The sequence below is a fragment of the Cupriavidus necator genome (assembly GCF_040578825.1).
Taxonomy (GTDB): Bacteria; Pseudomonadota; Gammaproteobacteria; order Burkholderiales; family Burkholderiaceae; genus Cupriavidus; species Cupriavidus necator_E.
Genome location: NZ_JBEFLI010000033.1, coordinates 1 through 23,773 on the forward strand (window position 1 = coordinate 1; position 23,773 = coordinate 23,773).

20 protein-coding genes are annotated in these 23,773 nt (G+C 68.0%); 12 read left to right on the top strand and 8 right to left on the bottom strand.

Features of this window, described 5'->3' with window-relative positions; genetic code table 11:
• Positions 1 to 191: 191 nt before the first annotated feature.
• Positions 192 to 1,286, bottom strand: coding sequence for an alkene reductase (locus AB1I47_RS17425; RefSeq protein WP_354684991.1), 1,095 nt, complete (start codon positions 1,284 to 1,286; stop codon positions 192 to 194).
• A gap of 128 nt (positions 1,287 to 1,414) precedes the next feature.
• Here AB1I47_RS17425 and AB1I47_RS17430 point away from each other — a divergent pair, with 128 nt between their 5' ends.
• Positions 1,415 to 2,332 carry a LysR family transcriptional regulator gene (locus AB1I47_RS17430; RefSeq protein WP_354684992.1) on the top strand — a complete coding sequence of 306 codons (918 nt, stop codon included), beginning with the start codon at positions 1,415 to 1,417 and terminating at the stop codon, positions 2,330 to 2,332.
• On the opposite strand, the gene AB1I47_RS17435 is transcribed toward AB1I47_RS17430, so the two are convergent.
• Positions 2,317 to 2,571 carry a hypothetical protein gene (locus AB1I47_RS17435; RefSeq protein ID WP_354684993.1) on the bottom strand — a complete coding sequence of 85 codons (255 nt, stop codon included), beginning with the start codon at positions 2,569 to 2,571 and terminating at the stop codon, positions 2,317 to 2,319. The genes AB1I47_RS17430 and AB1I47_RS17435 overlap by 16 nt on opposite strands.
• Positions 2,572 to 2,650: 79 nt before the next feature.
• A complete protein-coding gene (locus tag AB1I47_RS17440) occupies positions 2,651 to 3,271 on the bottom strand; it encodes a flavodoxin family protein (RefSeq protein ID WP_354684994.1) in 621 nt (206 codons plus the stop codon).
• A 324-nt stretch (positions 3,272 to 3,595) separates the two neighbouring features.
• Here AB1I47_RS17440 and AB1I47_RS17445 point away from each other — a divergent pair, with 324 nt between their 5' ends.
• Entirely contained in the window at positions 3,596 to 5,785 is a 2,190-nt protein-coding gene (locus AB1I47_RS17445; RefSeq protein ID WP_354684995.1) for a TonB-dependent receptor family protein, read from the top strand.
• 28 nt (positions 5,786 to 5,813) lie between these two features.
• Here the strand turns inward: AB1I47_RS17445 and AB1I47_RS17450 are convergent, their stop codons facing one another.
• The 3 genes from AB1I47_RS17450 to AB1I47_RS17460 all read right to left on the bottom strand — a co-directional run bounded on the left by AB1I47_RS17450 (position 5,814) and on the right by AB1I47_RS17460 (position 10,216).
• Positions 5,814 to 6,239 (bottom strand): universal stress protein, encoded by a 426-nt coding sequence (locus tag AB1I47_RS17450; protein WP_354684996.1) that lies wholly within the window; start codon positions 6,237 to 6,239, stop codon positions 5,814 to 5,816.
• Positions 6,240 to 6,250: 11 nt separating this feature from the next.
• On the bottom strand, positions 6,251 to 7,270 hold the full coding sequence (locus AB1I47_RS17455; RefSeq protein WP_354684997.1) for a TerC family protein: 1,020 nt from the start codon (positions 7,268 to 7,270) through the stop codon (positions 6,251 to 6,253).
• Positions 7,271 to 7,357: 87 nt separating this feature from the next.
• Entirely contained in the window at positions 7,358 to 10,216 is a 2,859-nt protein-coding gene (locus AB1I47_RS17460) for an AMP-binding protein (protein WP_354684998.1), read from the bottom strand.
• 220 nt (positions 10,217 to 10,436) lie between these two features.
• Here AB1I47_RS17460 and AB1I47_RS17465 point away from each other — a divergent pair, with 220 nt between their 5' ends.
• The 4 genes from AB1I47_RS17465 to treF all read left to right on the top strand — a co-directional run bounded on the left by AB1I47_RS17465 (position 10,437) and on the right by treF (position 15,040).
• Positions 10,437 to 11,069 carry a TetR family transcriptional regulator gene (locus AB1I47_RS17465; protein ID WP_354684999.1) on the top strand — a complete coding sequence of 211 codons (633 nt, stop codon included), beginning with the start codon at positions 10,437 to 10,439 and terminating at the stop codon, positions 11,067 to 11,069.
• Positions 11,045 to 12,124 (top strand): metal-dependent hydrolase, encoded by a 1,080-nt coding sequence (locus AB1I47_RS17470; protein WP_354685000.1) that lies wholly within the window; start codon positions 11,045 to 11,047, stop codon positions 12,122 to 12,124. Before AB1I47_RS17465 ends, AB1I47_RS17470 begins: the two co-directional genes overlap by 25 nt.
• Before the next feature lie 371 nt (positions 12,125 to 12,495).
• Positions 12,496 to 13,257 carry an SDR family NAD(P)-dependent oxidoreductase gene (locus tag AB1I47_RS17475; protein WP_354685001.1) on the top strand — a complete coding sequence of 254 codons (762 nt, stop codon included), beginning with the start codon at positions 12,496 to 12,498 and terminating at the stop codon, positions 13,255 to 13,257.
• Between the two features lie 7 nt (positions 13,258 to 13,264).
• Positions 13,265 to 15,040 carry an alpha,alpha-trehalase TreF gene (gene treF / locus AB1I47_RS17480; RefSeq protein ID WP_354685002.1) on the top strand — a complete coding sequence of 592 codons (1,776 nt, stop codon included), beginning with the start codon at positions 13,265 to 13,267 and terminating at the stop codon, positions 15,038 to 15,040.
• A 204-nt stretch (positions 15,041 to 15,244) separates the two neighbouring features.
• Here the strand turns inward: treF and AB1I47_RS17485 are convergent, their stop codons facing one another.
• Positions 15,245 to 15,913, bottom strand: a complete 669-nt coding sequence (locus AB1I47_RS17485; RefSeq protein ID WP_354685003.1) for a GntR family transcriptional regulator — start codon at positions 15,911 to 15,913, stop codon at positions 15,245 to 15,247.
• A gap of 334 nt (positions 15,914 to 16,247) precedes the next feature.
• On the opposite strand from AB1I47_RS17485, the gene AB1I47_RS17490 reads away from it, so the two are divergent.
• The 5 genes from AB1I47_RS17490 to AB1I47_RS17510 are packed head-to-tail and all read left to right on the top strand — an operon-like array spanning position 16,248 to position 22,579.
• Positions 16,248 to 17,534, top strand: coding sequence for an MFS transporter (locus AB1I47_RS17490; protein ID WP_354685004.1), 1,287 nt, complete (start codon positions 16,248 to 16,250; stop codon positions 17,532 to 17,534).
• 4 nt (positions 17,535 to 17,538) lie between these two features.
• On the top strand, positions 17,539 to 18,294 hold the full coding sequence (locus tag AB1I47_RS17495) for a LamB/YcsF family protein (protein WP_354685005.1): 756 nt from the start codon (positions 17,539 to 17,541) through the stop codon (positions 18,292 to 18,294).
• Between the two features lie 38 nt (positions 18,295 to 18,332).
• Positions 18,333 to 19,151 (top strand): putative hydro-lyase, encoded by an 819-nt coding sequence (locus AB1I47_RS17500; RefSeq protein ID WP_354685006.1) that lies wholly within the window; start codon positions 18,333 to 18,335, stop codon positions 19,149 to 19,151.
• Between the two features lie 27 nt (positions 19,152 to 19,178).
• Positions 19,179 to 20,819: a 5-oxoprolinase subunit PxpB gene (gene pxpB / locus AB1I47_RS17505; protein ID WP_354685007.1), complete on the top strand. Its 1,641-nt coding sequence runs from the start codon at positions 19,179 to 19,181 to the stop codon at positions 20,817 to 20,819.
• A 29-nt stretch (positions 20,820 to 20,848) separates the two neighbouring features.
• Positions 20,849 to 22,579 carry an acetyl/propionyl/methylcrotonyl-CoA carboxylase subunit alpha gene (locus AB1I47_RS17510; RefSeq protein WP_354685008.1) on the top strand — a complete coding sequence of 577 codons (1,731 nt, stop codon included), beginning with the start codon at positions 20,849 to 20,851 and terminating at the stop codon, positions 22,577 to 22,579.
• Positions 22,580 to 22,581: 2 nt separating this feature from the next.
• Here the strand turns inward: AB1I47_RS17510 and AB1I47_RS17515 are convergent, their stop codons facing one another.
• Complete coding sequence (locus AB1I47_RS17515) at positions 22,582 to 23,385, bottom strand: BPL-N domain-containing protein (protein ID WP_354685009.1); 804 nt, start codon at positions 23,383 to 23,385, stop codon at positions 22,582 to 22,584.
• 11 nt (positions 23,386 to 23,396) lie between these two features.
• Between AB1I47_RS17515 and AB1I47_RS17520 the strand changes: the two genes are divergently transcribed.
• Complete coding sequence (locus tag AB1I47_RS17520; RefSeq protein ID WP_354685010.1) at positions 23,397 to 23,663, top strand: hypothetical protein; 267 nt, start codon at positions 23,397 to 23,399, stop codon at positions 23,661 to 23,663.
• Positions 23,664 to 23,773: the final 110 nt, after the last annotated feature.

The window sequence follows — 23,773 nt, forward strand, 5'->3', positions numbered from 1 at the left end:
GAACTCTGAGGGGTTTCAGGTTTGGCGCACCAACCACGAAAAACAAGCAATCCTACATTGACGACTCTGCCGGTCGCTATCCCTCTGCATTGTCTTCAGAACAACGTTCCGAGAACATACAAGGGGAGCGTACGCGTGGGCTCGTGGACTTGTTCAGATGCGCGAGCGTCCGATGCGCGGTTGTTGGCTCCTTATGCCGCCACCGCGTAGTCGGTATAACCCCGCTCATCCCCACCAAACAAACTCCGACTATCAAACGCCGCCAACGGCACACCAGCCGCATAGCGCGCCGGCAGGTCGGGATTGGCGATAAACGGCCGCCCGAACGCCACCAGATCCGCCAGCCCCTGCGCCAGGATGCGCTCTGCGCGCGGCTGGTCATACTTCCCCGCGACGATCACGCGGCCGCTGTACGCCTCGCGCAGCGCATGGCGGAAGCCCTCCGGAATCTGCGGCGCGTCGTCCCAGTCGGCTTCGGACAGGTGCAGATACGCCAGCCCCAGCCGATCAAGCCGCTGCGCGAGCTGCAGGATGGTCGGGATGATCTCGGGGCAGTTCATATTGCGCTGCGTGATAAACGGCGCCAGCCGCATGCCGGTGCGCGCCGGGCCGGCTTCGCCCGCGACCGCCGCGGCCACTTCCTCGGCAAAGCGGATGCGGTGCGCCGTCGAGCCGCCGTAGGCATCGGTGCGATGGTTGGAAGTGGTGCGCAGGAACTGGTCGACCAGGTAGCCGTTGGCGCCATGGATCTCCACACCGTCGAAGCCGGCGCGCATCGCGTTGGCCGCGCCGCGGCGGAAGTCCTCGATCACGCCGCGGATATCGGCTTCGGTCAGCGCGCGCGGCAGCGGGCAGTCGACCATGCGGCCGACGCCATCGGCGCCAGCGACCCAGACCTGCGCATCCGGCGACAGCGCCGACGGCGCCACTGGCAAACCATCGGCATGGAAGCTCCCATGCGACATGCGGCCCACGTGCCAGAGCTGCAGCACGATGCGGCCGCCGGCGCGGTGGACGGCGTCGGTCACCAGGCGCCAGCCCTGCACCTGCGCCTCGGTGTAGATGCCCGGCGTAAAGCTGTAGCCCTGGCCCTGGCGCGAGACCTGGGTGGCTTCGCTGACGATCAGTCCGGCGCTGGCGCGCTGCGCGTAATACGACGCCATCAGCGCGTTGGGCACGTCGCCGGGCTGGGTGGTGCGGCAGCGGGTCATCGGCGCCATCACCATGCGGTTGGGCAAGGCCAGCGGGCCGAGGGACAGCGGATGGAACAGCAGGCTTGAGGTCATGGCGGGATCTGGATTGTGACGATGCGCCATCGTCGCACCTGCCTTCTGTTTGAAAAAGCCTGACTCGTTGGCTGCCGCTATCAATTAGTATTTGAAAATCCGATCCGCCCCCCCCCGAGAACCGACCGATGAAGGCCCTGCAAGACCTGGACATCTTCGTGCGCACCGCCGACAGCGGCAGCCTGTCCGCCGCCGCGCGCGCACTGGACCTGACCCCCGCCGCCGCCAGCGCCGCGCTCAAGCGGCTGGAGGCGGAACTGGGCGTGCCGCTGTTCGTACGCTCCACGCGCACCATGCGGCTGACCCAGCATGGCGAACTGCTGCTGGCGCAGGGCCGCCCGGCGCTGGAGGCGCTGCAGCAGATCGGCCAGCAACTGGCGACCGGTGTGCAGGAATTCCGCGGCGCGCTGAAGCTGTCGGCAACGTCGGACCTGGGCCGCAACCTGTTGCTGCCATGGCTCGATGCGTTCCAGGCGCTGCATCCGCAGGTGGAAATCCGGCTGCACCTGTCGGACCGCGTGGCCAATATCTACAGCGAGCCGGTGGACGCCGCCTTTCGCTACGGCGAGCCGCCCGATTCGAACCTGGTGGCGCTGCCGGTCGCACCGGACAATCGCCGCGTGCTGTGCGCGGCGCCGCAATACCTGGCGCAGCACGGCATCCCGGAGACGCCGCATGCGCTGTCGGAGCACAACTGCCTGTGCTACATGTTCGGCGACGAAGTCCACGACCGCTGGCGCTTCTCGCGCGACGGGGCCGAGCCGCTGACGGTGCGCGTCAGGGCCTTCAATGTCTCCAACGACGGCGACGCGGTGCGCCGCTGGGCGCTGCTTGGAAAGGGCATCGCCTACAAGGCTCGCCTCGATGTGGCCGGCGACCTCGCCGCGGGGCGGCTGCGGGCGTTATGCACGGACTGGGGCACCGAGCCCTCGCCGCTGTATATGGTGGTGCCGGGGCGGCGCCAGCTGACACCGTTGCTGCGGGCGCTAAGGGATTTCGTGGCGGAACGCACGGCGCAACTGGCGGCACTTCAGGCCTCGCGGTAGGCAAAGGTGTCGAACCATGAAGCGAGCGTGGCTTGTGCCGGCGCGCTGAGGCTTGCGGCGCCTGGCACCGCCACCGTGCCAGTCCGGCACGCCTGCACGGCGTAGTGCCGCACGCCTTGTGCGGCGAGATCGCGCGCCAGCGCGAGCAGCCGCGCTTCACTGAGCCTGGCAGGATCCCAGGTGGTGCGGCATTCAAACGGGCACGAGGCGCGCAGCAGCAAGGCAAGGCTTGCCTGCACCCGTGGATGGCCGCCAGGCCGGCCGACCAGCGCGTCTGGAAAAACGCCTGCGCGCCCGCCCATAGGGGAGAAAACACTCTCAGGCCGCCTGCTTCAGCGTTTCCAGCGCGCGCCGCCCCGCAGCCAGTTGCTGCGCCACTTCCGCGACACGCGCGCCAAGATGCTCGGCAGTGCGCAGGTCAGCCAGCGGCGGCACCACGTCCGCGCTTTCATCGGCGTTGGATTGCGCGGCCGCACCCAGGAAGAAGCCGTGGCGGTTCAGCGTATCTTCGGTCGACTTGGAGTTGTTGTGGCCCGGGGGCAGGCCCAGGTTGACCCAGTGCATGCCGTGCTGCGCGGCGAAGATCGCCATCTGCTGCAGCGTGGCCAGCTTGTCGCCCGAACGCGAGGCGGCGTTGGTAAAGCCGGCCGCGACCTTGTTGGCCCACTTGCCGCCCTTGGCGAACACATTGCGCGAGGTGGCGTCCATAAAGCCCTTGAACTGCGCCGAGGCGCTGCCCATGTAGGTCGGCGCGCCGAAGATGATGGCATCGACCTGTTCCAGCGTGTCCCAGTGCTGGTCGATGTCTTCCACCGGGATCAGCAGGCTTTGCGCACCGGCGACGCTGCCGGCGCCGCGGGCAACGGCCTGGGCTTGCCTGGCGGTGTGGCCATAGCCGCTGTGGAAGACAATGGCAACGCGGGTGGATTCGGTGTTCATGGTGTCGGCTCCGGTGATGGTTTCAAAAATCTGAATACCCTTATGCTGCATCGCGTAATGGGTTGGTACGGGTGCGGCGGGTGATGAATGCAGTGTAGGGAGTCCGCGGGTCGGTTGCGTAGACGTTCCCACAACTAGTTGTTGAAATTTTCTGAATATAGGCCCGGCGAGTGCCGCAGCGCTTGGAGGCGCGGGTTTTCCCCGCCGCGCCACGCGTGGCAATGACGTTCCGGACACGCTAAAGTTGCGACACATCCACCCGTGCCTGGCGTCCCGTCGCGATTCCCACGGGGGCGCCAGGACCCGCAACCGCTTCCGACAACCATGAGACCAGGCGGCACGCAGCGTTCGGCGGTCCGGCAGCAGCACCGTCCGCTTGTCCCGAACCCGATCGCGATCCCGGCGCGGCAGGCGCTGGCGCTGGCCGTCCTGGCGCTGGCCGGTCCCGGCGCGCATGCCGCGGACGCCTCAGAAGCCGCGGCCACCGCCGAAACCCTGCCCGATGTCGTGGTCAGCGCCACCCGCAGCGAGCAGCGCCGCTTCGACGCGCCCGCCGCGGTGGACAGCGTACCGGTCGACCCGCTGCGCAGTGCCTCGCCGCTGGTGAACCTGTCCGAGGTGCTGGCCGGCGTGCCCGGCGTGGCGGTGCGCGACCGACAGAACTACTCGCAGGACCTGCAGCTCGCGGTGCGCGGCTTCGGCACGCGTTCGACCTTCGGCGAGCGTGGCGTGCGGCTCTATGTCGATGGCATCCCGGCGACCATGCCCGACGGGCAGGGGCAGGCTTCCACCGCCGACCTCGCCAACGCCAGCCGCGTGGAAGTGCTGCGTGGCCCGTTCGCGCAGATGTACGGCAACGCCTCCGGCGGCGTGGTGCAGGTGTTCACGCCGGATCCGCCCAAGGACGGCTTCACCGGCCGCGCCTCGACCGGCTTCGGCTCGGACGGCCAGTGGCAGGCCGGCGTGGCGCTCGCCGGCGGCAATGACCGGCTCGGCGCCACGCTCGATGCCTGGACTTACCAGACCGACGGCTACCGCGACCACAGCGCAGCGCGCCGCTACCAGCTCAATGCGAGGGTGGTCGCGCAGCCCGCGAGCGGCACGCGCGTGTCTGGCCAGTTCAACTACTTCAACCAGCCGCTGGCACAGGACCCGCTCGGCCTCACGCGCGCGCAGGCCGCTGCCAACCCGCGCCAGGCGGTCGCCGCCGCGACCCAGTTCGATACCGGCAAGAACGTCGAACAGGCCCAGGCCGGTGTGGTGGTCGATCACCAGCTCACCGGGACCGACAGCCTCTCCGCGCGCCTCTACGGCGGCACGCGCAACCTGTACCAGCGGCTCGGCTTCAGCGGCGCCGCGCCCACCTCGGCGGGTGGCATCGTCGACCTCGACCGCACCTATGGCGGCGCCGCGCTGTCATGGAGCCGGCGCACCACCGCCAACGGCCTGCCGCTGTTGTGGACCGCGGGACTGGAAGCCAACGGCATGCGCGACGGCCGCCAGGGCTACGTCAACCAGGATGGCAGGCAGGGCGCGCTGCGCCGCGACGAGACCAATACCGCGACCGACCTCGGCGCCTTTGCGCAATTCGACTGGACCTTCCATCCGGCCTGGCAACTGGTGGGCGGCGTGCGCGCCAGCCGGGTACGACTGGGCATTGACGATCGTTTCATCACCGCGGCCAGCCCCGATGACAGTGGCAGCTCCACCTACAGCAACGTCAGCCCGGTGCTCGGGCTGGTGTGGCATGCGCTCGATTCACTGAACGTCTACGCCAACCTCGGCCGGGGCTTCGAGACGCCGACGCTGACCGAGGTTGCCTACGGCCCCGGCGGTGTCGGCAGCAACCTCGGTCTGCAGGCATCGGCCAGCCGCCAGGGCGAGATCGGCATCAAATGGCAGGCGGCAGGGCAGCGGCTGGAGGCGGCGCTGTTCGATGCCAGCAGCCATGACGAAGTGGTGCCGCAATCGAACAATGCCGGCCGCGCCGTCTTCCAGAATGTCAGCGGGGTGCACCGGCGCGGCTTCGAGCTGGGCTGGCGCGGGGGTTTTCTCGGGGAGGTGGGAACACCGGGGCAAGGCGGCGGCAGCCGCATCGAGGCGGGACTGGCCTATACCTGGCTCGATGCGTACTTCGGCGACAGCTTCGTCAACGCCCAGGGCCAGGCCGTGGCCGCCGGCAACCGCCTGCCCGGCACCGCGCGCCACAGCCTGAGCGCGGACCTGTCATGGCGGCCGCTGGCCCCGCTGACGCTGGGCGCGGAGATGCGTGTCGACAGCCGCTTCTATGCCGACGACCTCAATACGCAGTCCGCGCCGGGCTACGCCATCTTCAACCTGCGCGCCGGCTATGAATTTCGAATCGGTCAGACGCGGCTCTACGTCTTTGGCCGCATCGACAACCTCACCGACCGGCGCTATATCGGCTCGGTGATCGTCAACGAGGCCAACGGACGGTATTTCGAGCCGGCGCCTGGACGGCGCTTCTTCCTGGGCCTGCGCGCCGCCCTCTGAGCCGCGCCGCATGGCGGCCAACCGCGCACTAGCTCTTGACCAGCAGCACCGGGCAGTGCGCATGGGCGAGCACGCGCCTGGCCACCGAGCCGACGATGGCATCGAGGAAGCCGCCGCGGCCGTGCGAACCCATCACGATCAGGTTGGCGCCGATAGCGCTCGCATACTCGACGATGAGGGCCGGGGCGAAGCCTGTGAAGCCATGGCGCTCGAAAGCAATGCCCGCTTCGCTCAGGATATCGGCCACCGGCTTCATCGCCATATCGTTCTGTTCGCGATGCCAGGCGTCGATGGTCGCCCGGTCGACGAAGGTCTTGATGTCGCCAGGCACATCCGGTTCGCAGTGCACCACGTGCACGACGAAATCGCGGCTGAGCAGAGGATTCTGTACCAGGTAGCGGGCGGCCGCATTGCTATAGGCCGACCCGTCGGTCGCAAGCACGATCTTGTTCATGGAATTGCTCCTTATGTGCGCCGGTTCCCGGCCCTGTGCTCGCGCGACGCGCAGTGAGCGCCCAGCTCGTCGCCGGCGTGCGCAAGCGTCCGCCTGGCCCTGGCCCGGCTGATCAGGACGGACACCAACAACGTCATGGCCACGGCGCCGAGAGACCAGTGCACCGGCACATGGAACCACGGCTCGGCCAGCATCTTGGCGCCGATGAAGGCAAGCACGATGGCCAGGCCGTACTTCAGGTAGTGGAATTGCTGCGCCAGGTTGGCCAGCAGGAAATACAGGGCCCGCAGCCCCATGATGGCGAAAATGTTCGAGGTGAAGACGATGAAGGGGTCGGTAGTGACGGCGAAGATGGCCGGAATGCTGTCGACGGCAAACACCAGGTCGGTCGCCTCGACCAGCAGCACCACCAGGAACATCGGCGTCGCGTAGCGCAGGCCGTCCATGCGCACGAAGAAGCGCTCGCCGTGATAATCCGGCGTGATCCGCATATGCGCACACAGGAAGCGAACGATGGGATTGCGCGAGAGGTCGGGGGAGCGCCTGGAGACGAACAGCATCTTGATGCCGGTGAACAGCAGGAACACGCCGAACACGTAGAGCATCCATGAGAATTCGCTGATCAGCCATACGCCGACCAGGATCATGACAGCGCGCATCAGGATGGCGCCGACCACGCCGAACAGCAGCACCCTGCGCTGCAACTCCGGCGGCACCGCGAAATAGCCGAAGATCATCGCGAACACGAACATATTGTCGACCGACAGCGACAACTCGATGAGGTAGCCAGTATAGAACTCCAGCACCTTGCGATTCGCCAACTCGCGTCCGGCGCTCTCGGCCAGCAGCCACCAGAGCGCGATGCCGAAGAGCACGGCCAGGGTCGTCCAGACCAGGGTCCAGCCCAGCGCCTCACGCGTCGAAACGCGGTGCGCGTGCCGGCCGCCCAGGACGAAGACGTCCACCACCAGCGTCCCCAGCACCAGGATCAGGAAGCCGGCCCACATCGGGGCGGTGGCAAAGGTATCCATGCCTTCCAGGGGGTGGCCAGCCGGTTCAGGCTAGTGTCCTGCTCCGTCAGCAGATGTCATGGCAAGTTCCTCGCGGCACACGGGACATCAGGCCCGTCTCGGATCCCGGTACGTCATGCGCCGGGCATCCGGCTCGCCGCAATAGTGCAGGATCTCCGCGCGGGCGGTGTTGCGCAGGCGCATCGCGGCCGGCCAGTCATTGCCGTCCGGCCAGAGCGGGTTGCCGAAGACCACGCCGATCGGGCCGCGGCGCGGCAGCCACTGGCCCTCGCGCAGCACCGAACGGGTCCCGCGGATTGCAACGGGCACCACCGGCGCGCCAGCCCGCGCGGCCGCCAGGAAGGCGCCGGAGCGGAACGGCTGCAGTCCCGGCGCGCGCCTGAAAGTGCCTTCGGGGAAGAACAGCGCCGAGTGCCCGGCGCGCACTGCCGCCACCACGCGCTCTACGTCCTCGTGCTCGCGCACGGTGTCGAAGCGGTCGATGAAGTCGGCGCCGATGCTGGTCAGGTAGGCGCCGGGAATGCGCTGGCCCTGCAGTTCGCGCTTGGCGACCATGCACACCGGCGCGGGCAGGGCCGCCACCAGCACGATGCCGTCGAGGTAGCTGGCGTGGTTCGCCACCAGGATGCAGGGGCGCCCGCGCGGCAGGTGTTCCAGCCCTTGCACGAACCACGGTACCCGGGCCAGCCGCAGCAGCAGCCGCGCGGCGCGGTGGCTGAGGGCCCAGCCCCGTTCGGGCCGGTGCAGCGCCACCGAGCCCAGCCAGGTCGCCGGCGCCAGCGCCGCGAACAGCAGCCAGACATAGCCGGCGTATGACAGGCCCGCGGCGGCCTGCCAGCCACGCCGCAACTCTGGCCGCAAGGCCCGCCAGCCAAAACGCGCGATCTGCAGCCAGGGCGCTGCCACGCCGCGGCCAGGGCGTCCGTGCTCGAAGCGCTCGCGACAGGCGGCGCGGCGGATCTTGCCGCTCGACGTCTTCAGGATGGTGTGCGGCGGCACCAGCGCGATATGGTCGGGCGGGATGCCCAGTACGTCGAGGGCGGTCTTCAGCGCCTCCCGGTGCAGCGCGCGGCGCGCCTGCACATCCTTCTCGGCAGTCTCCGCCATCACCACGATGCGCTCGGTGCCGCTCTGCGGATCGGGGCTGCCGAAGACGGCCACGCAGCCCTTGCGTATGCCCGGGATGGCGCCGATGGCCTGCTCCAGCTCGTAGGGATAGATATTGCGGCCGCCGCGCACGATGGTCTCCTTGGCGCGCCCGGTAATGAAGACCTCGTCGGCGGCGATGTAGGCATAGTCGCCGGTGTTCAGCCAGCCGCGGTCGAACAACTGGCGGGTTTGCGCGGGATTGCGGAAATAGCCGCTGGTGGCCGAAGGACCGCGGAACTGCAGCAAGCCCTCGTGCCGCTCGGCCAGTTCGTGGCCGGTGGCGTCGACGATGCGGACTTCGTGGCCGGGGATCGGCCGGCCGCAGGAGGGGAATTCGATGGTGTCGCGCTCGTCGGAGCTCTCGCGGTCACCGGCTGGTACGGCAACGGCAGTGCGCGTGAAAGCGGCACGGTCGATACGGTCGGCCACCAGCCCGCGGCCCAGCGGCGGAAAGGTCAGGCCCAGCGTGGCCTCCGCCAGTCCATACACCGGTGCGGCGGCCTGCGGGCGCAGGCCATAAGCGGCGAAGCGTGCCATGAAGGCGCGCATGGCCGGCAGGCTCACCGGCTCGGCGCCATTGAAGGCGAAGCGCCAGCTTGAGAGGTCCAGCCCGGACAGGTCGGCATTGGTCAGCTTGCGCAGGCACAGTTCGTAGGCAAAGTTGGGGCCGCCGGAAAGCGTGCCGCGGTACTTGTGGATCGCCCAGAGCCAGCGCTCGGGCCGCGCCAGGAAGGCGAGCGGCGACATCACCACCAGCGGGTACGCGTAGTACAGGCTGCCCAGCCACGCGCCGATCAGGCCCATGTCGTGATAGAGCGGCAGCCAGCTGACGAAGACGTCCTGCGAGCTGACGGCCAGCGTCTTGCCCATCGCCCGCAGGCTGGCGAGCAGGTTGGCATGGGTCAGCACCACGCCCTTGGGCGAGCCGGTGCTGCCCGAGGTGTATTGCAGCAGGGCGATGTCGTGCGTGCGCGGCATCGCAGGTTGCTGCTCATGGAGCGCGGCGCCGCCGCTGTCCTCCAGCTCCGCCGGCGTCAGCACGCTGTGCAGCGTTCCCGTGCCGGCCTTGAGCAGTGCCGCCAGGGGCCGGGCCTGCGGCACCGTGATCAGGATCGGGGCCTGTGCATTGGCCAGGATGCCGGCGTGGCGCTGCAGGTGGTCGCCGATCTGCGCCAGCCGCGCCGGTGGATAGAGCGGCACCGGGATGCCGCCCGCCAGCAGCACGCCGCAGAAGCTATAGAAGTACTCGGCGCTGGTGGGCAGCATGATGGCCACGGCCATGCCGGGCTGCAGGCCGTGACCGGCCAGCCCGGCGGCGATGGCCGCGGCGCGGCTGTGCAACTGCGCGAAGCTGATCGTCGTGTCTTCGCCAGCGCCGTCATGCAGGACGATGTGGGTGCGGTCCGGGTGACTGCGCACGTGCCAGCGCAGCACGTCCGGCAAGGTCGCGGCGGCGTCGGGCGCCTGTGACGCCGGCGCAGGGCGGGCGAGCTTCAGGTGCGCGCCGCTGGTTCCCGGCGGCAGGTCCTTGGCGGCGAGCAAGGCGCGCAGCAGCGCGCGCGGGGTGTCGGCCTGGGCCAGCACCTGCTCCGGCAGGCTCACACCGAAGCTGTGCTCGATGCGCGTCAGCAGCTCGGCACGCGTCAGGCTGTCGAAGCCCAGGTCGCCTTCAAGGGCGCTGTCCAGCGAGACCGCTGCCTCGGCTTCGGCCGGCTGGTGCATTGCCGACGACATCTCGCGCACGATGCCGAGCACGGCATCATCGAAGCTTTGGGTGGGAGGCGAATCCTGGCTCATGCAAGGCGGCTTTTTGGATCGCGGCGGGGAGTGACACACACACCCTTAAGATAGGTTGCCCGCGGGAATTGTCGAGGCACGGACCGCTCGCCAGGTGCCGTACTGGATACCAGCCTGGGGCGGCATCGCGCACTTGGGTCAGAAACCGGCCCTGCCCCCGCCTCGGCCTTCCTATGCTGAGAGGTAAGCATGCATGTGGATGCGCGAGGATAGTGAAGCGATGAACGACGATGCAGCCCTGGCCGCCCGAATCCTGGAGGTTGCCCTGATGCTCGCCGAGCGCAAGGGCTGGGATGCGCTGCATCTCCATGACATCGCCGCTTCCATGGACATCGGCCTGGCGGACATATACCGGCACTACCAGCAGAAGGATGACCTGGCCGAGGCCTGGTTCGAACGGGCCGATCTTGCGCTGGTGCGCGCCGCCGCGCGTGAAGGCTGGGGCGCGCTGTCTTACCGTGAGCGCCTCGAGCAGGCCATCCTCGCCTGGCTGGAAGCGCTGGCCCCGCACCGGCGGCTCACCGCCGAAATGCTGCGCTACAAGCTGCAGCCAGAGCACCTGCACCTGCAGCTGCAGGGCCTGCTGGATATCAGCCGCACCGTGCAATGGCTGCGCGAGTCCGCCAGCCTGCCCGACTCCGGCTGGCGCAGGGAGGTGGGAGAGGTTGTGCTGACCGGCATCTTTGTCTCCACCTTCGGCTTCTGGTTGCGCGACAGTTCGCCGGGGGCTTCCCGCACGCAAGCCTGGCTCGAACGGCAGCTGCGCTTCGCCGAGCGCCTGGCCTCGTATCGCCTCCCCGGTTCCGCAGCGGGACCCGCCCAGGCCGGATGGACACGATCACCCATGCGTTGATGGGCGCGCAGGCCGCGCTCGCCATGCCCGGCCGGCGGCTGGACACACGCGAGCGCCTGCTTCTTGGTGCCGCCGCCGGGGCCTTCCCGGATGCCGACTTCCTGGGTTTCCTGATTCATCCGCTGCGCTTCCTTGCGCAGTGGCACCAGGGACCGACGCATTCGCTGCTGCTGCTGCTGCCCGTCTGGGCGGGGTTGCTCACCGCCGTGTGTTGCCTGCTGGTGCGAAGACGGACGGTCTGGCGGGAAGCGCTCGCCATCGGTTGCGTCGGGCTCGCCAGCCACATCGCGCTGGACCTGATCACGGTCTACGGCACCCGCATCCTCTACCCCTGGTCAGAGCGGCGCTTCAGCCTTGGCACCAGCTTCCTGGTGGACCCGCTGCTGAGCGCCATCGTCGTGGCCGGCCTGGCCCTGGCACTGTTCAGGCAAACGCAGCGGCGCCGTTGGGCACTGGCTGGCATGGCGCTGCTCTGCGCCTATGTCGGCGGCCAGGGAGTGCTCAGGGATCGGGCGCTGGAGCTGGGCAACGAATCGTTGCGCGTGGCTGGCATCCAGGCGCAGGAAGTGGACGCGCTGCCCCAGCCGTTTTCCCCGTTCAACTGGAAACTGATCGCCCGCGTGGACACGGGGTACCGCGTCGCCCACATCAACCTGGCCGGACACCCGGCCTGGGTGCCGCCATGGCAAGCGCTGGGAAGCCTGCCCGCCATGGCCAGGGCCTATGTGCCACCAGAGCGCATGGCCTGGACACCGCGGCCACGGCTGCCGGACGCGCCGGCTGAGCGGGCGCTGGCATGGCAGCTCTGGATGCGGCCGGACTTTGCGGACTTCAGGCAATTTGCGGCCTATCCGGCCTTGTCCGCTATCTCGGGCTTGCCGCAGTTGCCCGCGGATGACGCGCCCGCGTGCGTCTGGTTCACCGACTTGCGCTATGACCTGCCCGCGGTGGAAGACGTTTTCCGCTATGGCTATTGCCGCGACAGTGCACAGGCACCATGGCGGCTGCACCGGCTTGCCTACTTCAGCCGGGATGCGTGCCAGCGCCTCGAATAGGAGGCGGTGGGCCAGCCAGAACCTGGAGCAAACCCCAGCGCTGCAACGCGACCTTCCAGCAGTGCTTCGGTGGCGATACCGCGGGTGCTGCCGGCTTCCATGCCACCTTTATCTGCATGGGTTTGATTCCCTGCGCGTCGGGATGGATCTTCATGCAGCTCGGCGTGAAGGAGGCGGCACCGGCGGTGGCGGCGCAGCATGGGGAGAAGGAAGTGTAAGGTCGCAAGCCCGCAGGCTTGCCGCATGCGCCACAACCGCAATGCGTTGCGCTGCGCGAACAGCCATCGCCGAGAACTTCTCGGGAAGGCACCGCTCCTAATGCTCATAAGCCGCCGGCGCCAGCGCCGTCGGCTGACGCATGGAGACGCCCCATGAAGCTGACAGGCAAGACCGCACTCGTGACCGGCAGTGCCAGCGGCATCGGCCGTGCGATCGCGATCCGGCTGGCGCAGGAAGGCGCCGGCGTCGTGCTCGCGGTGCACCGGGACGACGAGCGCGCACAGCAGGCGGCGCAGGCGGTTCGCGATACCGGCGGCAACGCATGGCTGGTGGCGGGCGATGTCGGCCGCGTGGCCGATATCACGCGAATGATGGACCAGGCGCTGGCCGCGGCAGGCGGCATCGATGTGCTGGTCAACAATGCCGGCATCGAGCTCCGCGTTCCTTTCCTCGAGATGACCGAAGCCGACCGCGTGCTCGACATCAACCTGAAGGGACCATGCTTCCTGGCCCAGGCCTTTGCGCGCCACCGGCGCGACGCCGGGGCAGGGGGCAGGATCATCAATATCAGCTCGGTGCACGAGGACCTGTCGTTCCCGCACTTCACCAGCTATTGCGCCAGCAAGGGCGGGCTGCGCATGATGATGCGCAACCTGGCGATCGAGCTGGCGCCGCTCGGCATCACCGTCAACAACATCGCGCCTGGCGCCATCGGCACGGCAATGAACCAGGACGTGCAGGCACAGCCGGCTGCACTGCGCGGCCTGCTGGCCAATATCCCGCTGCGCCGGCTGGGCACGCCGGAGGACGTCGCCGCGCTGGCGGCATTCCTGGCGAGCAGCGACGCGGATTACATTACCGGCGCGACCATGCTGATCGATGGCGGCCTGCTCTGGAACTATGCCGAACAATGATCCCGCCATGGCGCCACAACCGGCGCCGGTTGCGGCCCCGGTAAACGGCGCCTACACGGTGCCGCGCACCGATCCGGCCACGCCCGATGGCGCCGGCGCGGTCGCCGGTCCGTCGGCGGCGCCTGCCAAGGTCCACGCCGTGGCCAGCGCACCGCTGCCCGCGCACCGCGAATGCCCGCCGCCGCATGTGCTGACAAGCTGCGCGCAGGCCGATGCGCTGTCGCCGGCCGCGCGCTATGGCGAACTCTTTGTCGACGTACAGCACAGCGGCCTGTTTGCCGACAGCAAGACCTTTCCGGACTGCGTTCCCATCTGCGACCCCGAGCTGATCGTGGCGCGCTACCGCGCACTGCGCACGATGCCGGGCTTCTGCCTGCCCGATTTCGTGCAGGCGCATTTCAGGCGCGCGTCCGTGCCGGACAGCCACTATGTGTCGGACCCGGCCTGCAAGCTGCGCGAACATATCGAAGGCCTGTGGCCGGTGCTGACGCGCGAGCCCGTTGCGCACCCGCCGCTGTCTTCGCTGTTGCCGCTGCCGCACCGCTATGTGGTGCCCGGCGGGCGCTTCGGCGAGCTGTACTACTGGGATTCGTACTTCACCATGGTGGGCCTGGCGGGCAGCGGCCGCGGCGAATTGCTGGTTGAGATGGCGCAGAACTTCGCCTACCTGATCGACACCTACGGGCTGGTGCCGAACGGCACGCGCAACTACTACCTGAGCCGCTCGCAGCCGCCGGTGTTCGCGCTGATGGTGGACCTGCTCGAACAGGAGCAAGCGGCTCGCGCCATCGACTTCCTGCCGCAGTTGCGGCGCGAATACGCATTCTGGATGGATGGCGCTGAGGGGCTGCGGCCCGGTCACGCGCATCGTCGCGCCATCCGCCTGCCCGACGGCGCGCTGCTCAACCGCTACTGGGATGACCGCCCCTGCCCGCGCGAGGAAGCCTTCCTGGAAGATATGGAGACCGCCGAGCGCAGCGGCCGCCCCCACCATACTGTGTTCCGCGACCTGCGCGCCGCGGCGGAATCCGGCTGGGACTTCAGCTCGCGCTGGCTCGAAACGCCGGCCGCCGCGCAACGGGCCGACCTCGCCACCATCCGTACCACCGCGCTGCTGCCCGTCGACCTGAACGCCTTGCTGTGGCACCTGGAAACACGGCTTGCCGGGCTGTGCCAACAGGTGGGCGATGCTGAAGCCCGCGCGTACCGCGCTGCCGCACAACGGCGCGAGGCCGCCATCATGCAGCACATGTGGGACGATGCGGCCGGCATTTTTGTCGACTACGACTGGTGCCGCGGTGAGCTGCGCTCATGCCTGACCGCCGCCACGGTGATGCCGCTTTACCTCGGTCTTGCGCAGCCCGCGCAAGCACAGGCGGTGGCACAGGCCATCTCCGCACGGCTGCTCGACACGGGCGGCCTGGCCACGACGGAAGCGACGTCGGGCCAGCAATGGGACCATCCCAACGGGTGGGCGCCGCTGCAATGGCTGGCCGTGCGCGGCCTGGCGCGCTACGGCCACGATTCGCTGGCGCGCGAGATCGCGCAACGCTGGCTGGCCACCGTGGCCACCCTCTACACCCACCAATGCAAACTGGTGGAGAAATACCGCATCGAACCCTGCGATGCGCACGCCAAGGGCGGCGGTGGCGGCGAGTATCCGCTGCAGGATGGGTTTGGCTGGACCAATGGCGTGGCGAGTGCGTTAATGCGGCTGTATGGTGAGGTGCCGGCGACTTGCCGGGTCGATGTCGTTGATGACCAGGCGCGCCCATTGTCATGATCCCGATACATGGCGAAAACAACCGGCACACAACACCTTGCTAAATTGAACACTGATCCAAGCAAGCGAAATTACCCATGCCGTTCGATGCAAACACCCCCGTTCGCCACAGGGGCGCCGGATTGGCGGGGCTGCGCGCCACCGGTGCGCAGGCCACCAGATGGGCCTGCATATCGCCGGGCCTGCGCATTTGCGCGCCAGCACTCAACGCCCCTTGAAAACCGGGTGGCGCGCGCAAACCGACAGCACGATCCGCTCGGACTGCACCAGGTAGTCGTTGAGGGCCGCGGCACACTCCGCCAGCTTGCCCGACTCGAACAGCTGCAGGATGTGCTGGTTCATCTCGACATAAGGGCCATGCAGGAATTCCGGATCCTGCAGCAAGCCGAAAGCCAGGCGCAGTTCGGCCAGCAAGTGGGAGAACATCACGTTCAGCCGCTCGCTGTCGGCCAGTTCCACGATGGCCATGTGGAATTCCATATTGGCGGTGCCCGCCCCTTGCCAGTCGCCGTTGTCGCGGCAGCGCAGTCCCGTTTCCACCGCTTCGCGCATGTGCTTCCTGGCCGGATGGCTGGGGTAGGCCTGGGCGATCGCCTGGCATTCGATCATGCGGCGCACGCGGTAGATATCGATGATGGCCGCGATGCTCGGAATCGCCACGGACACGCCGCGGTTGGGTTCGTGCTTGAGCAGCCCTTCCTTGGTCAGCACGCGAAAGGTCTCGCGCAAGGTATTGCGCGAGATCTGCAGGCTTTCGCTTAGCGCGGCTTCCGACAAGCGCTGCCCCGGCGCGAAGTCGCCACGCACGATGCGCTGGCGCATCTGTTCCGTGACCCGCTCGGCCAAATTTCTTACGTCAGTACTGGTGGTCATGTTGGCTTGAATGGGGCCGGCTGGTACCGGCATGCCCCTGTGCCGGGATGGTAGCGCACTTTGTTGAACAATATGCACATGATTGGTGCCAACCGCGCCTTCCCCGCTGGCTTAGGTGTATACCACGATCGATCGAGCCATTTGATTGTTGAACAATACCGCCAAGGTGGTTGAGTAATACATGCCGATATCTCAACGTGGTATGTATTTTGCTAAACAGCGCTGGGGAGCAGCGCCGCTGGATAGCGTTACCGCTCGCTACCGGAACATCGTCGTGACGAAAGCGCGACGAGCCTTGTACACGCTTTATCCATATCGATAGTGAGCGCAAACCATGTGGCTTAAAGAAACAACGCAGACAGAGCGCAAGACGCTCTTTGCCGCCTTCGTCGGCTATGGCGTCGATGCATTCGACTACATGATCTACACCTTCATGATCCCCACCTTCATCCTGGTGTGGGGCATGACCAAGGCCGAGGCCGGCTACATCGCGACGGGCGCGCTGATCAGCTCGGCCGTGGGCGGCTGGCTGGCCGGCATCCTGGCCGACAAATACGGCCGCGTGCGGATCCTGCAGCTGACCGTGCTCTGGTTCAGCTTCTTTACCTTCCTGAGCGGATTCACCCAGTCTCCGGAGCAGCTGTTCGTGACCCGCATGCTGCAAGGCCTCGGGTTCGGCGGCGAATGGTCGGTCGGTTCGGTACTGATCGCCGAGATGATCCGTGCCCGCCACCGCGGCAAGGCCGTGGGCCTGGTGCAAAGCAGCTGGGCCGTCGGCTGGGGCCTGTCGGCGATTGCCTTCTGGGCGATCTATGCCGCGTTCGACCAGCAATACGCATGGCGCGTGCTGTTCTGGACCGGTGTGCTGCCGGCGATCTTTATCCTCTATATCCGCCGCAATATCAGCGAGCCCGCGGTGTATCAGGAAACCAGGGCCAAGCTGGCCCGCACCGGGCAAAGCAATAACTTCATGCTGATCTTCAAGCCTGGCGTGCTGCGCGTCACGGTGCTGGCCAGCCTGCTGGCGACCGGCATGCAAGGTGCCTACTACTCGGTGACGACCTGGCTGCCCACCTACCTGAAGATGGAGCGCAACCTGTCCGTGCTCAACACCAGCGGCTACCTGATGGTGCTGATCGCGGGCTCCTTCGCCGGTTACCTCACCAGTGCCTGGCTGTCCGACCACCTGGGGCGCCGGCGTTGCTTCATGCTGTTCGCGGTGAGCGCGGCCATCCTCGTGATCTGCTATACGCAGCTGCCGATCACCGACGCGGCGATGCTGCTGCTGGGCTTCCCGCTGGGCTTCTTCCTGTCCGGCATCTTCTCGGGCATGGGCGCTTACCTGACGGAGCTCTATCCGAGCCATATCCGCGGCTCCGGGCAAGGTTTTTCCTACAACTTCGGCCGCGCGGTCGGCTCGGTGTTCCCGGCCATGATCGGGCATATGAGCGCGACGATGTCGCTGGGCGTCGCCATCGGGTATCTCGCTGCGGGCGCCTATGGGCTGGTCGTTGTCGCCTGCCTGCTGTTGCCGGAAACGCAGGGGCGCGAACTGCTCGGCGAAGCCGAGGCTGGCACCGAAGGACCGGCTGACGCAGCAACTTCGCGCACGGTAGCCTGACATCATGCAGATCGACCTCAACAGCGACCTGGGCGAAAGCTTTGGCGCATGGAACATGGGCAACGATGCCGCCATGCTGGATATCGTCAGCAGCGCCAACGTGGCCTGCGGTTTCCACGCCGGCGATCCGGCCGGCATCCTGCAGACGCTCAAGGCTGCCAGGGCCCGCGGCGTTGCGGTGGGCGCCCATGTGTCCTACCCCGACCTGCAGGGCTTCGGCCGCCGCAACATGGACGTGGCCAGTGCGGACCTGGTGGCCGGCGTGATCTACCAGATCAGCGCGCTGACGGGAATGGCCGCGACGGTCGGCGCCACGGTGCGCTATGTCAAGCCGCACGGCGCGCTGTACAACACCATCGCCACCGACGAACGCCAGGCGCGCGACGTGATCACCGCCATCCTCAAGGTCGATCCCGAGCTGGTGCTGGTCGCGCTGGCCGGGTCGCCACTGGTGGGCTGGGCGCAAGAGGCCGGCTTGCGCGTCATTGCCGAGGCCTTTGCCGATCGCGCCTACACGCCGCAGGGCACGCTGGTGTCCCGGCGGGAAAAGGGCGCGGTGCTGCACGATGCCGCCGAAGTGGCGCAACGCATGCTGCGGCTGGTGCGTGAAGGCACGGTACAGGCCATCGACGGCAGCGTGGCGCGCGTGGAGGCGCAATCGATCTGCGTGCATGGCGACAGCGACGGCGCGCTGGACATGGCGCGCGCCGTGCGCGAGGCACTCGAGCGCGACGGCGTCAACATCCGCGCGTTCGCCTGAGCCGGCAAGCCGCACCTGAAATCACTGGAGAAACACGCATGCAAGCTTCCGCACCGGAGCGCGCCATGGCCGCCTCAGACGCCATCCGTGCCGCCCGCGCAGCGCGCGCAAGCTATCGCGCCGGCACGGTGCAGCCAACTGCCGGCATTGCGCCGGGCATGACGCAAACCAACATGATCGCGTTGCCGCGCGACTGGGCCTGGGACTTCCTGCTGTACGCGCAGCGCAACCCGAAGGCCTGTCCCGTGCTCGACGTGACCGAGGCGGGCGCATATCAGACCGCGCTCGCGCAAGGGGCTGACCTGCGCACCGATATTCCGCTGTATCGCGTCTGGCGCGACGGCAAGCTGGCGGACGAAGTGGCGGAGGCCACGGCGCTGTGGGCCGCGCAGCCGGACCTGGTCACCTTCCTGATCGGCTGCAGCTTCACCTTTGAAACGCCGCTGCAAGCGGCCGGCATCGAGGTGCGGCATATCGCCGACGGCTGCAACGTGCCGATGTACCGCACCAACCGCCAGTGCCGGCCAGCTGGCCGCCTGCATGGCGAGATGGTGGTGTCCATGCGGCCCATCCCCGCGCATCGGGTTGCCGATGCGGTTTGCATCACCGCTCGCTTTCCGTCGGTGCACGGCGCGCCGGTCCATGTCGGCGATCCGGCCGCGCTGGGCATTGCCGACATCGCCAAGCCCGACTTCGGCGACGCCGTACGGATCGAGCCGGGCGAGATCCCCGTGTTCTGGGCCTGCGGCGTCACGCCCCAGGCGGCCGTGATGGCGTCCGGCGTGCCGTTTGCCGTGACCCATGCGCCGGGCCACATGTTTATCACCGACGTGCCTGACAGCGCGTATCACGTTTAAGACCGCCGGGTCACTGCGGAGCTCGTTTTGCGTTTCCTGCCCGTTACTTCGAATGCGCTGCTGGTGGAGCTGGCCGACCTGGACCAGACGCTGGCCTTGCTGGCCTCGCTGCAGCGCGATCCCCTTCACGGCGTGGCCGAGCTGGTGCCTGCCGCGCGCACCATCCTCGTGCACTTCCGCCCGTCGGCCACCAGCGCCGCCGCGCTGGTGCGGGCCATCGCCGCGCGCGACCTGTCACAGCGCGTCGAGCGCAGCAGCATTTTGGTCGAGATTCCGGTGCGCTATGACGGCGAGGACCTGGCCGAGGTGGCGCAACTGCTGCGCATCACGCCCGAGGAAGTGGTGCGGCGCCACACCGGCAGCGAGTACACCGTTGCCTTCACCGGCTTCGCTCCCGGTTTTGCCTACCTGAGCGGCGGCCATCCCAGCCTCGATGTGCCGCGCCGAAGCACGCCGCGCACGCGCATTCCGGCCGGCGCCGTGGGCCTGGCCGGTACCTTCAGCGGTGTGTATCCGCAGGCCAGCCCCGGTGGCTGGCAGATCATCGGCGTCACGCCGGTGGCAATGTGGGACCTGGGCCGCGCACAGCCCGCGCTGCTGCAGCCCGGCTATCGCGTGCGGTTTGTCGATATCGCCACGCTCGATGACGCATTCGATGCTGGCAGCGTTGGCGGGACGGTGCGCGATGTTTCCCCGGCGGCCGATGTCCGCGGCCACCAAAGCGCCGTGCCCGGCGACGCGGCCCTGAAGGTGAAGGGGACGGGTTTGCTGACCGTGTTCCAGGATCTGGGCCGCCACGGCCAGGCCGGCCAGGGGGTCTCGGCCTCCGGCGCGATGGACCAGGCGGCCCTCAAGACAGCCAACCGGCTGGTGGGCAACCGCAGCGACGGCGCGGCGCTCGAGACCGTGGGCGGCGGCCTGCAACTGCAGAGCCACGGCGAAACCGTGCTGGCGGTCACCGGCGCCGATGCACCGCTGACGGTGCGCACCGCCGATGGCAGGCAATGGAGCGTCCCGAGCCACCAGGCCGTGGCGCTCGCCGATGGCGACACGCTGAGCATTGGCCAGCCCGTCGCCGGCGCCCGCTGCTATGTGGCGGCACGCGGCGGCTTTGCCGTTGCGCCGGTGCTGGGCAGCTGCGCCACCGACACACTGGCCAACGTCGGCCCTGCGCCGCTGAAAGTGGGCGACGTGCTGGGCCTGTTGTCCGCGCCGGCGGGCGCCGTGGTCGGCATGCCAATGTTGCCCGCCCCCGACCTCCCCACCATCGAACAGGACGTGGTGCTCGACGTGGTGCTGGGTCCCCGCACCGACTGGTTCACGCCCGAGTCCGTGGCGCGCCTCGCCGCGCAGCGCTGGCAGGTTACGCCACAGTCCAACCGCGTGGGTTTGCGCCTGGCCGGCGAAATGCCGCTGGAGCGCGCCATCACCGGCGAATTGCCCAGCGAGGGCACCGCCCTCGGCGCGCTGCAGGTGCCGCCGAGCGGCCAGCCCGTGCTGTTCCTGGCCGACCACCCGCTGACCGGCGGCTATCCCGTGATCGGCGCGGTGGCACCCCACCATCTGGACCGCGCTGGCCAGATCCCGGTGGGCGCCTGGCTGCGCTTCAACCCGGTCGGCGCCTTCGAAGAACTGAAATCGACTGAACTGCAGCCGTCTGCCGCCTGAGCGCGCACACCCCAACCGAGATTTGCGTGATGAAAAAAGTCCTGATTGCCAACCGTGGCGAAATCGCCGTTCGCATCATCCGCGCCTGCGCCGACTATGGCGTGGGGTCCGTCGCCGTCTATGCCAACGCCGATATCGACGCACTGCATGCGCGCCTGGCCGACGAGGCTTACGGCCTGGACGGCGACCGCCCGGCGGATACCTACCTGAGCATCCCCAAGCTGCTCGATATCGCGCGCCGCAGCGGTGCCGATGCCGTGCATCCCGGCTACGGCTTCCTGTCGGAAAGCGAAGCCTTTGCCCGGGCGGTGATCGATGCCGGCCTGACCTGGATCGGCCCGTCGCCGGAGACGATCGCCCGGCTCGGCGACAAGGTGGAAGCACGCAAGATCGCTTTGCAGGTCGGCGCCCCGCTGGTCGCCGGCACGCCCGACCCGGTCACGGACGCTAACGAGGTACTGGCCTTTGCCGACAAGCACGGCCTGCCGATCATTATCAAGGCCGCCTTCGGCGGCGGCGGCCGCGGCATGAAGATCGCCTGGCGCATGGATGAGGTGGAGGAGCTGTACGCCTCGGCCGTGCGCGAGGCGGTCACGGCCTTCGGCCGCGGCGAGTGTTTCGTTGAGCAGTTCCTTGACAAGCCGCGCCATATCGAAGCGCAGGTGCTGGCCGACCAGCATGGCAATGTGGTGGTGCTGGGCACGCGCGACTGCTCGCTGCAGCGCCGCAACCAGAAGCTGGTGGAAGAGGCGCCCGCACCGTTCCTGACCGACGCGCAGCGCGCGCGCATCCACGCCGCCGCGCGCGACATCTGCGCCGCCGCCGGCTATACCAGCGCCGGCACCGTCGAATTCCTGCTCAGCACCGGCGGCGCGATTTCCTTCCTGGAGGTCAACACCCGGCTGCAGGTCGAACACCCCGTGACCGAGCAGACCACGGGCGTGGACCTGGTGATCGAGCAACTGCGCGTGGCTGACGGCCTGCCGCTGTCGATCACTGAAACGCCGGCACCGCTGGGCCATGCGATCGAGTTCCGCATCAACGCCGAAGACGTGGGCCGCGGCTTTCTTCCCACGCCCGGCCCGGTGCAGCGCTTCGAGGCCCCGTCGGGTCCCGGCGTGCGCGTGGATTCGGGTGTGCAGTCGGGCTCGGTGGTGCCTGGCACGTTCGATTCGTTGATGGCCAAGCTGATCGTGACCGGTGCGACGCGCGAACAGGCGCTGGCGCGCGCGCGCCGCGCGCTGCGCGAGTTCCGCATTGAAGGCGTGGCGTCGGTGCTGCCGTTCCACCGTGCCGTGATCGACCACGCCGATTTCCTCGGCGCGGATGGCTTCAAGGTGCACACGCGCTGGATCGAGTCCGACTTCGCCGAGCCGCTGGCCGCGGCCGCACGCGCCGAGCCCCAGCACGACGGCAGCCTGCTGCGCACCGCCATCGAGATCGACGGCCGCCGCATGGTGCTCGGCCTGCCGGCGCAACTGCTGCGGGGTCTGGCCGACGCCCCGGCGCAGGGCAGTGCCACGACACCGGCGCAGGCGGCAGCCACCAACGCCGCCGCTCTGCCGTCCCCGATCGCCGGCACCGTGCAGGCCTGGAAGGTCGCAGTCGGCGACGAGGTCAACGAAGGCGACCTGATCGCCGTGATGGAGGCGATGAAGATGGAGATGCAGGTCCACGCGCATCGCGCCGGCCGCGTAACGTGGCAGGCGGCCGCGGGCACCTTCCTGACGGCGGGAACGCGGCTGGCAAATATCGAGTGACTTCAGTCGAGCACAAGCCCCGCATGCGCCAGCACCCGACGAAACACTTCCAGCCGTGCATCGCCGGTTTGCGCCAGCCGTTCGCAGACATGGAGGTGTGCGGACATATCGCTGTGTCCCCGCAGCGCGTCCTTGCATTCCCGCTCGGAGATCTCGAGGTGGACCCCGGTCAGCACCGCGCGGCCCTTGCCGACGCGTGAACTGACAATGGCGGGCGGGGTGCCGTCGATATCCGCATAGACGGCCAGCACTTCCGTGTCGGGCCCCGGTGCGTCGCCGAAGTCAAAACGGCAGCCGCCATGGTAGTGCGTATAGAGCGACACCGGCTCCCCGGTCAGCCTGTCGGTGGTCCGCAGCTCCACCGCGGCCGTGGTGCGCGGCGTGCCGTCATAGAGCCTGCCGCCGGTCAGTTCGGGCAGTGAGCCCACCGCCACCGCATCGACAAAGCTCAGCTCGCGCGGGCCGCAGATGGCGCCCCGGGTGCCGGCATGAAACGCCAGTTCGCGGCACGCGTAGTAAGCCCCTGCACAAATCCCCAGATAGACGCCGCCCTGCTCGACAAAATGCCGGATGCGCGCGTTCGGCGCGCCGTTCAGCAGTGCGCAATAGGGCAGGTCGGCGCCACCCGGCATGACAAACAGCACCGCCTCATCGAACAGCGTGGCGTCGTGCCGGATATCGTCCGCCATGACCGCGCGGATCTCGTAGGCGCCGGCATGGAGCTGGTGCCCGATGGTACGCATCAGGCATGCGGTCCAGTCGGAAGCGCCGGCGTCGACATAGGTGAGGATCTGGGGCCTTTGCATGCGTGGGTCCGTTGTCGTTGTTCCCGACTTTAGCCGTTCCGGAGCGCAAATTCCAAGTCGGGATCATCCCGCGCCAGGATGCCGGAAATCCGGACCGCCTGAACCGTGCATTCAGCGGCACGGCCATCTTGCTTTCATTGCGGCACCTCTTATTTCCACACAGCCGGCTTGATGATCTCGTGATCGATCGCGGCAAGCACATCTTCGACACGTTGGCGGTACGCATCGATGTCCGACGCATGCGCAGCGAGCGAGGGGCGCGTGAGGCGAGATGGTAGGTATCGGATCGATGCGCAACAACCCGGGCTAGTGCAGGTCCTTCCCAAGTTCCGGCGGCTGGAGCCCGGCACACGCCACGTTGCCGCCTGCATCAGTCCTGCATTCCTTC

Bases quoted from the DNA above. Each gene is read 5' to 3' on its own strand.
- AB1I47_RS17425 (WP_354684991.1), bottom strand. From the start codon at position 1,286: ATGACCTCAAGCCTGCTGTTCCATCCGCTGTCCCTCGGCCCGCTGGCC.
- AB1I47_RS17430 (WP_354684992.1), top strand. From the start codon at position 1,415: ATGAAGGCCCTGCAAGACCTGGACATCTTCGTGCGCACCGCCGACAGC.
- AB1I47_RS17440 (WP_354684994.1), bottom strand. From the start codon at position 3,271: ATGAACACCGAATCCACCCGCGTTGCCATTGTCTTCCACAGCGGCTAT.
- AB1I47_RS17445 (WP_354684995.1), top strand. From the start codon at position 3,596: ATGAGACCAGGCGGCACGCAGCGTTCGGCGGTCCGGCAGCAGCACCGT.
- AB1I47_RS17450 (WP_354684996.1), bottom strand. From the start codon at position 6,239: ATGAACAAGATCGTGCTTGCGACCGACGGGTCGGCCTATAGCAATGCG.
- AB1I47_RS17455 (WP_354684997.1), bottom strand. From the start codon at position 7,270: ATGGATACCTTTGCCACCGCCCCGATGTGGGCCGGCTTCCTGATCCTG.
- AB1I47_RS17460 (WP_354684998.1), bottom strand. From the start codon at position 10,216: ATGAGCCAGGATTCGCCTCCCACCCAAAGCTTCGATGATGCCGTGCTC.
- AB1I47_RS17465 (WP_354684999.1), top strand. From the start codon at position 10,437: ATGAACGACGATGCAGCCCTGGCCGCCCGAATCCTGGAGGTTGCCCTG.
- AB1I47_RS17470 (WP_354685000.1), top strand. From the start codon at position 11,045: ATGGACACGATCACCCATGCGTTGATGGGCGCGCAGGCCGCGCTCGCC.
- AB1I47_RS17475 (WP_354685001.1), top strand. From the start codon at position 12,496: ATGAAGCTGACAGGCAAGACCGCACTCGTGACCGGCAGTGCCAGCGGC.
- treF (WP_354685002.1), top strand. From the start codon at position 13,265: ATGGCGCCACAACCGGCGCCGGTTGCGGCCCCGGTAAACGGCGCCTAC.
- AB1I47_RS17485 (WP_354685003.1), bottom strand. From the start codon at position 15,913: ATGACCACCAGTACTGACGTAAGAAATTTGGCCGAGCGGGTCACGGAA.
- AB1I47_RS17490 (WP_354685004.1), top strand. From the start codon at position 16,248: ATGTGGCTTAAAGAAACAACGCAGACAGAGCGCAAGACGCTCTTTGCC.
- AB1I47_RS17495 (WP_354685005.1), top strand. From the start codon at position 17,539: ATGCAGATCGACCTCAACAGCGACCTGGGCGAAAGCTTTGGCGCATGG.
- AB1I47_RS17500 (WP_354685006.1), top strand. From the start codon at position 18,333: ATGCAAGCTTCCGCACCGGAGCGCGCCATGGCCGCCTCAGACGCCATC.
- AB1I47_RS17510 (WP_354685008.1), top strand. From the start codon at position 20,849: ATGAAAAAAGTCCTGATTGCCAACCGTGGCGAAATCGCCGTTCGCATC.
- AB1I47_RS17515 (WP_354685009.1), bottom strand. From the start codon at position 23,385: ATGCAAAGGCCCCAGATCCTCACCTATGTCGACGCCGGCGCTTCCGAC.